The organism is Kitasatospora sp. NPDC056783 (assembly GCF_042789895.1).
In the GTDB taxonomy this organism is placed as follows: Bacteria; Actinomycetota; Actinomycetes; order Streptomycetales; family Streptomycetaceae; genus Kitasatospora.
Map to the genome: position 1 here is coordinate 21,591 of NZ_JBHUAF010000065.1, position 8,723 is coordinate 30,313.

Sequence of the window (8,723 nt, forward strand, 5' to 3'; positions counted from 1 at the left end):
GATCCGTATCCGGATCGGTATGGATCTTGGAGGTTTCTGAGAATTTCCTTATGGGATCTTCATCTTCCGGCCTGTTTGCCCAGGTCGGACTCAGATATCAAGAATCCCTTGGGAGTAGCGTTGCTACGGAAGTCCCAGGCCTCATCCGCGTTCGCGGGTGGGGCCTTCACTGTGCGCGGAGCGCGGCGAATAGCCGTGCTGGCCGCCCTCGGCCTGCTGGTGGAGAGCGGGGTGGCGCTCGACGCGCTGACCGCCACCCCGGCGGCGGCTGCGGCGCGCGCGACCTCGGCCCAGGCGGCCGACGCTTCGACCACGGAGGCGCCGGACCAGGCGTCGGCGCTGCTGGCGGCGCGGTTGAACAAGCGGCGGATCGAGGTGACGGGCGCTCGCACGGAGACCCTCACGCTGTGGGCCAACCCGGACGGCACCCTGAGCCAGGAGCTGTCCGTCGGCCCGATCCGGATGAAGGCCGGCGAGGCGTGGGTGCCCGTCGACACCACGCTGGTGGAGGCCGCCGACGGGAGCATCGCGCCGAAGGCGCACCCGGAGGGCCTCACGTTCTCCGGCGGCGATGCCTCGGTGAAGGTCGGTGACGCACTGCCGGGTGCCGGCGCACCGCCGGTCGCCGTTCCGAGTGCGGCCCCGAGCACGGCACCGACCGCCGCGCCGTCAGTCCCGGACGTGCCGTCAGCCCCGGCCGCGCCGGCGGCTTCGCCGCTCGCCTCGCCGTCCGCGAGCGAGCGGGCCTCCCGCACCGCGCCGCGACCGGCGGCCCCGGCGGCCGACCCGCGGGCCCAGGCCGAGCCCCAGGCCCAGCCCCCCGCCCCCGCCGCCCCGGCCGAGCGCGACCTGGTGAAGGTCGGCTCCGGCGGCCACCAGGTCGAGCTGAAGTGGCAGGGCAAGCTGCCCAAGCCGAAGCTGTCCGGCTCCACCGCCACCTACGTCGACGCCCGCCCGGGCGTGGACCTGGTGCTGGAGGCGACCCGGACCGGCTTCGAGCAGTACCTGGTCGTCAAGAGCCGCGACGCGGTGTCCCAGGCCGGCACGCTGACGCTGCCGCTGGACACCACCGGCTACCGCGTGGAGCGCCAGGAGGACGGCTCCATCCACCTGACCGACCCGGCGGGCGGCAAGCCGACCGTGCGGATCCCCGCCCCGACGATGTGGGACGCCGCCCTGGACGAGAAGTCCGGCGAGCACCCGCACCGCGGCGCGGTGTCGATGGAGCTGCGCGGTGAGGGCGCGGACGCGGAGCTGGTGTTCGCGCCGGACACCGCGTTCCTGGCCGACCCGGCGACGAAGTTCCCGGTGACGGTCGACCCGGTGGTCGACGTCGGCACGAACTTCGACACCTTCGTCGAGACCGACTTCAGCTCCGACCAGTCCTCGTCGACCGAGCTGCGGATCGGCTCGTACAACGGCGGCGCCGTCAAGGCCCGCTCCTTCCTGCACTTCCCCGGCGGCGCGTTCAACGGCAAGCAGATCCTGAACGCCAAGCTGTACCTGGCCAACTACCACTCCTACTCCTGCTCCCCGAGGCAGTGGGAGGTCTGGGCGGCCCAGTACGCGAGCACCGGCAGCCGCTGGGGCAACCAGCCCGGCCTGATCTCGCGCTACGCGGTCTCCGACGAGACCCGGGACATCGCGGGCGACGGCGACAGCTACGAGTGCTACGGCTCCGACGGCACCTACTGGGCGAAGGCCGACGTCACCAACCTGGTGCGCGACTGGGCCGGCATGGGCGCGGGCACCTACGCGCTCGGCCTGAAGGCCGCGGACGAGAACGACTCCTACAGCTGGAAGAAGTTCGAGTCCTCCGAGGGCGCACACTCCCCGTTCCTGTCCATCACCTACAACACCGTCCCGCCGACCCCGTCGACGGTCGACGTGCTGCCCTCCCAGCAGGGCGATCCGCGCTACACCTCCTCGGCCAACCCGGTCTTCCAGGTGCTGGCCAGCGATCCGGACGGCGGTGACGTCGGCGCCGACTTCGACCTGTACCGCGCGGGCACCTTCGTCAAGCGCGTCTACAAGCAGGGCCCCAACGGCAGCTACCTCCAGGTCCGCCCGACCGACTTCGGCCTGGCCCGGCTCGACGAGGGCGTGTCGTACTCGATCGGCGCGCGGCTGTGGGACGGCCTGGTCAACTCCGGCTGGTCGCCCAGCGTCACGGTGATCGCCGACACGGTGAAGCCCGGCGCGCCGTTCGTCAGCTCGGCCTCCTACCCGTCGGACGACCTGTGGCACGGCGGGGCCGGACAGGCCGGCACCTTCACCTTCACCCCGGCCACCGGCGTCACCGACCAGACCGCCTTCGTCCACAGCCTCGACGGCGCCGCCGCGGTGACCGTCAACGCGACCGGCGCGGCGAACGCCACCATCACGCCGTCCACCGACGGCCGCCACACCCTGAAGGTCCAGTCGAAGGACCGGGCGGGCAACCTGTCCGACCCGACGACCTACGCCTTCTCGGTCGGCCAGGCCGGACTCACCTCCCCGGTCGACGGCACCCGGTCCGCCAAGCGCGTCAAGCTCAGCGTCGACGCCCAGACCCAGTACAAGCGGGTCGTCTACCAGTACCGGCGCGGCCCCGGCGCCGCCGAGTACGACGTGCCGACCGCCAACCTGACCAAGGCCGACAACACCCCGGTCACCGACTCCAGGCCGCAGCTCGCCGACCTCGGCACGCACGCCAACTGGACGGTCGTCGACACCCTCGGCGATGTCGGCGGCGTCGTCCAGGTCCGCGCCCTGCTGTTCCCGCAGGACGGCTCCGGCACCGGCTACGCCACCGCCTGGAACACCTTCACCGTCGACCGCAACGCCGACGGCGCGGCCGGCACCGAGATCGGACCCGGCTCGGTCAACCTGCTCACCGGCGACTACTCCGTCGACGTCACCGACGCCGACGAGTTCGGCGCCTCGGTGAAGCGGGCCTCCTCCTCGCGCGACCTCGGGCGCGGCTGGCAGCCCCAGGGCGAGCGCCTGACGGCCAACCAGCGCCAGCTCGGCGCCGACACCAACGGCTTCACCACCGGACAGGCCACCATCGAGCGCTCCACCGCCCGGGGTCACGACAACACCACCGACTCGCTGCGGGTCGTCTCGACCGGCAAGGACTCCTACGCCGCCATCGGCGACAACTCGATGGCCCTGGGCATGAAGCCGGGCAGGACCTACCGGCTCACCGGCTGGATCTACGTCCCCGCCGCGACCGGCCTCGGCGCCGACTACGCCGACCGCGGCCTGCGGCTGGTCGGCCTCACCCGCACCTCGGCCGGCTACGCCCAGGTGACGTCGGCGAAGGCCGGGTTCACCGACGGCTGGCAGCAGCTGACCGTCGACCTGGCCGTCCCGCAGGACGCCACCGAGGCGTTCTTCCGGCTGTACGACGGGTTCTCGGCGGCCGGCAAGGAGGTGTTCTTCGACGACCTGTCGGTGAAGGAGATCGTCGCGCCGTTCGGCCCGCAGTGGTCCGGCGGCCCGGACGCGGGCACCGGCTCGAACTACCGCTCGCTGTCCTTCCCTCAGTCCGACCTGGTCGAGATCAAGGAGAACGACGACAGCTCGCTGACCTTCGCCAAGGGCAGCGACGGAACGTTCTTCCCCGAGCCCGGCTCCGAGGACCTGACCCTGAAGGCCGCGCCGGCCAAGTCCGGGGCGATCGTCCTGTCCACCTCCGGCCAGTGCCTGGAGTCGCCGAACGGCGCGACCGGCAACGGCGTGCGCCTCCAGCCCGCTCCGTGCACCGGTGCCGCGAACCAGCAGTGGACCCGCGGCGACGACCTGACCCTGCGCCTGCTGGGCTACTGCCTGGACAACCCCGGGGGCCAGGCCGGCGACGGGACCCCGCTCACCCTGTGGGTGTGCAACGGCGGCACCAACCAGCAGTGGGAGGTCCGGCCCGACAACACGGTGCTGAACCGCCAGTCGAACAAGTGCCTGGACGCCGACAAGGGCGCCTCGATCTGGGTCTGCTGGGCCGGCCCCAACCAGATCTGGGACGTCCAGACCGCCGGCACCACGTACGAGCTGACCGACCTGAACGGTGCCAGGACCCTCTTCGCCCGCCAGGCCGGCTCGAACATCTACCAGGTGATCAGCGAGACGGGGCCCGAGGCCGCGTCGGCCACCCGCTTCCAGTACGACACCACCGACGGCCGCTCGCTGGTCAAGCGCGTCATCCCGCCCGTCGAACCGGGCGTGGACGACCTCAACGGCTGCTCCGTCGACCCGCTGCCGCGCGGCTGCGAGGTGCTGGAGTACGACTACGCCAAGGCCACCACGGCCACCGCGTCCAGTCCGGGTGACTACCTGGACCGCGTCCGCGCCGTGAAGGCCTGGTCGTGGAACCCGGCCACCTCCCGTCAGGAGCCGGTCGAGGTCACCCACTACGCGTACGACGACAAGGGCCGCATCGCCCAGGTCTGGGACCCGCGCCCGGCCGCTCCGCTGAAGACCGCCTACGGCTACGACGCCGGCGGCCGGGTCACCCGGATCGCCCCCGCGGGTGAGCTGCCGTGGGACTTCGACTACGGCACGGCCTCGTCCGACCAGGACCCGGGCCACCTGCTGAAGGTCCGCCGCGGCACCCTGGCGCCGGGCACGAAGGACCAGGTCAACGGCGAGATCGCGACGAAGGTCGTGTACGGCGTCCCGCTGACCCGCGGCGCCGGCGGCCCGTACGACATGGCGGGCGCCGACGTCGCGCAGTGGGCGCAGACCGACGCGCCGACGGACGCGACGGCGGTCTTCGGACCGGAGGACGATCCGGGCACCCACTCGGCGAGCTCCACCGCGCCGGGCCGGGACGGCTACAAGCCGGCCACCGTCCACTACCTCAACGCCTCCGGCAACGAGGTCAACACCGCCACCCCGTCGGTCGTCGACAAGGGGGACATCACCACCAGCGAGTACGACCGCTTCGGCCACGTCGTGCGCGCGCTGACCGCCACCAACCGGACCGTGGCCCTGGGCACCCACCCGGACGCCGCACGGTTCGCCGACGAGCTCGGCCTGCCCGCCGCCTCCGCGGACCGGGCCCGGCTGCTCGACTCCCGCACCACCTACACCGCCGACGGCCTGGACGTCCTGGAGACCCTCGGCCCGCTCTACCGCGCCACCCTCGCCGAGGACATCGCGGGCGGCACCACCCCGGCGACCGTCACCGTCGAGGGCGAGGGCATGCCGCGCCTGGGCTCGACCGCCCAGGTCATCACCCAGAACGACGGCGGCTGGGTCGGCGGGGGCGGCTGGTCCGGCGGCGCGCAGGTGATGCTGCTCGGCCGGAAGACCGGCGACAGCGCCTCGTTCCGGGTCACCGTCCCGGAGGAGGGCAAGTACCTGCTCTCCGCCAAGATGACGAAGGCCGCCGACTACGGCACCGTCAAGTTCGTCCTGGACGGCGCCGACGTCACCGGCACCTTCGACGGCTACAACAGCGGCGTCACCACCTCCCCGTGGTCGGCCGGCGCCCCGGTGCAGCTGGCCCGCGGCGACCACCAGCTCGACCTGGTCGTCACCGGCACCAACCCGTCCGCCGTCTCGCCCTTCTACCAGGCGGGCATCGACACCCTCACCCTGACCAAGACCACCGTCAACCCGGCCCTGCCGGCCGGCACCCCGGTCATCGCCCGGGACCACAACACCAACACCTACGACGAGGGGAAGCCCGACGGCAAGGCCTACCACCTGGTCACCACCGCCACCGACGGTGCCCGCATCGACGGGTACGCGCAGGACACCGAACTGCGGGTCACCAGGACCGGCTACGACACGCCGATCGGCGGCACCTCCGGCTGGCAGCTGAAGAAGCCCACCTCGGTCACCACCGACGCGCTCGGCGCCAAGCTGACGGCCACCGTCAAGTACGACGCCACCGGACGGGCCACCGAGTCCCGCAAGCCGGGTTCCACCGGCACCGATGTCGGCACGGTCAAGGCCGTGTACTACACCGCGGGCGCCAACCCGGACGATGCCGCGTGCGGCAGCCGTCCCGAGTGGGCGGGCCTGGGCTGCGTCACCCTGCCGGGCGGCGAGGTCACCGGCGCGGACGCGACGCGGATGCCGACCACCCTGCCGGTGAAGCGGGTCACCCGCTACTCGCGGTTCAACCAGCCCGAGGAGACGACCGAGACCAACGCGGGCAAGTCCCGCAAGACCGTCACGGCCTACAACGCGCTGGACCGGATCGTCTCGACCGAGATCACCTCGGACGAGGGCAAGCCGCTGCCGAAGATCACCACCGAGTACGACGAGGCCACCGGCGACGTCGTGCGGACGACGGCCGGCGACAAGTCGCTGACCAAGGTGACGGACGCGCTCGGGCGGCTGGTCTCCTACACCGACGCCGACGGCTCGACGACCACCACGGAGTTCGACCGCTTCGGCAAGCCGGTGAAGGTGAGCGACCCGACCGGGTCCACCACCTACACCTACGACCGGGCCAAGGAGCCGCGCGGGCTGGTCACGTCCGTCAACGACGACATCGCGGGCGAGTTCACCGCGAAGTACGGCCCGGACGGGCAGCTGGTCGAGCAGACCTACCCCGGAGGCATCGTCCGCAAGGACACCTTCAACTCGGTCGGCGAGGCCACCGGCCGTACCTACACCCGCGGTTCCGACAACACGGTGATCTGGTCCCAGACCACCGACCTCTCCACCCAGGGCCAGGTGGCCAAGGACACCAGCTCCACCGCCACCCGCTCCTACCGGTACGACCGGCTCGGCCGGCTGGTGAAGGCCGAACAGTCCACGGTCGCCTCCGGCTGCGTCACCCGGCAGTACGCCTTCGACGCCCACTCCAACCGCCTGTCCAAGCAGACCTCCCCTCGCGGGGCGGCCGGCGAGTGCAGCGCGGCCGGGGCCACGGCGGAGAACCACACCTACGACAGCGCCGACCGCCTCACCGACGCGGGCTACGCCTACGACGCCTTCGGGCGCACCGTCAGGACCGCGACCGGCGCGACCAACACCTACTGGGCCAACGACCGCGTCGCCGCCCAGGAGAAGGGGGACACCCGGCAGGAGTGGACGGTCGACGCCGCCCACCGCCCGACCGCGTTCACCACCAGCAGGAAGCAGGCCGACGGCACCTGGGCCGGCGCGACCTCGAAGCTGAACCACTACGGGGACGACTCCGACGAGGTCCGCTGGACCGTCGAGGACACCGCCCAGGGCACCCTGACCCGCAACGTGTCGGGCCCGGACGCCGACCTGGTCGCCACCACCGGCAAGTCCGGTGGCGTCCAGCTCCAGCTGACCAACCTGTTCGGCTCGGTGGTCGTCACCACCGACACCGGCCTGGCCAAGCCGGTGGTGCTGGACTTCGACGAGTTCGGTATCCCGCAGGACGGCCAGGAGCTGGTCCGCTACGGCTGGCTCGGCGGCAAGCAGCGCTCCGCCGAGGCCCAGGACGGCGACATCCTCATGGGTGCCCGCCTCTACAGCCCGGCCCTCGGCCGGTTCCTGCAGATCGACCCCGTCCCCGGCGGCAACGCGAGCCCGTACGACTACTGCACCGGCGACCCGGTCAACTGCACCGACCTCGACGGCAACTGGGGCATGCCCAAGTGGCTGAAGAAGTCGGTCGAGGTGGTCGCCAAGGTGGCAGAGGTCGTGTCCGTCGTGGTCCCCGGCCCGATCGGCTCGATCGCGGCGGCGGTCTCCACGGTCTCCTACGCCGCCAGCGGCAACTGGGGGAAGGCGGCCGAGATGGCCGTCACGGTGGTGGCGGCGGCGGTCGGAGCGGCCGTCGTCGTGAAGGCGGCCTCGGTCGCGGTCAAGGCGGTCAAGGCGTCCCGCACCATCCAGGCGGCCAAGGTGGCCGTCAAGGAGGCGAAGGCGCGGTACAAGATGCCGATCAACTTCCAGCAGCAACAGGGCCACATCCTGGGCACCTCGCACTACGCCAACCGGATGAAGGCCAACAAGCCCACGTCCACCTGGCTCAGCAGCAAGCACGCCGACCGGCTGACGCGGTTCGCCAACGCGTTCGGCCGCAAGACGGGCGGAGCCGGAAACGAGCGGAAGTTCAAGATGCCGTTCCCGGTCGGCCGCGGAATGCACGGCGAACTCCAGCGCGTCGTACGCGTCACTTCCAAGAAGGGTAAAATGCACGGGTCGCCGTACCACAAGTAGGCCGCGAACGCGAATGGTGAACGGCGAATGACGGATGACACATGACGGATGGCGAATGACGAGTGGAATGACGGGAATCCCGGTGGAAAAGGCCGAAGGAGTGGACGACTGGTCCACGTGGGCGACGAGGGCGTACGGCGACCTCACCGACCCGGACTTCTCCTTCGTGGGGGAGTGCTACGAGCGGAACCCCTACGCCGAGCCGATCCGCCGGATCTCGGCGATCGCCCGGGCGGAGAACCGCACCAACCTCGACGACTACGTCTGCTTCGACCTGGAGGTCGACGGCGGGCGGCGGCGCACGTGGCTCGTGCAGCTGTCCATGGTCGGCCCGTTCGCCATGGTGATCCGGGTGGACAGGGGCGGGATGTTCTTCCGGAACGTGGTCTCGACCGCGGTCGTGGAAACGGACGACCCGACCGGGGCACGGATCCTCGGGGTCCTGCGGGAATCGGGATTCCACGTCCTCTCGGCCGAGGAGTCGAAGATCGGCGTGCCCTTCAGGATTCCTCCGGACGAGGAGCCGGAGGACGGGCCGCTCTACCGGATCCTGTTCGGTGACGCCACCGAACTTCCCTGGTAGC

Annotated in this window: 2 protein-coding genes; both read left to right on the forward strand. The window is 71.4% G+C overall.

Features of this window, described 5'->3' with window-relative positions:
* Positions 1 to 171: 171 nt before the first annotated feature.
* Positions 172 to 8,139 carry a DNRLRE domain-containing protein gene (locus ACFRMQ_RS13055; protein WP_380730121.1) on the forward strand — a complete coding sequence of 2,656 codons (7,968 nt, stop codon included), beginning with the start codon at positions 172 to 174 and terminating at the stop codon, positions 8,137 to 8,139.
* Positions 8,140 to 8,206: 67 nt separating this feature from the next.
* Positions 8,207 to 8,722 carry a hypothetical protein gene (locus ACFRMQ_RS13060; protein WP_380730123.1) on the forward strand — a complete coding sequence of 172 codons (516 nt, stop codon included), beginning with the start codon at positions 8,207 to 8,209 and terminating at the stop codon, positions 8,720 to 8,722.
* Position 8,723 lies beyond the last annotated feature (1 nt).

Excerpts from the sequence above, each read along its gene's own strand:
- ACFRMQ_RS13060 (WP_380730123.1), top strand. The coding sequence starts at position 8,207 with ATGACGGGAATCCCGGTGGAAAAGGCCGAAGGAGTGGACGACTGGTCC.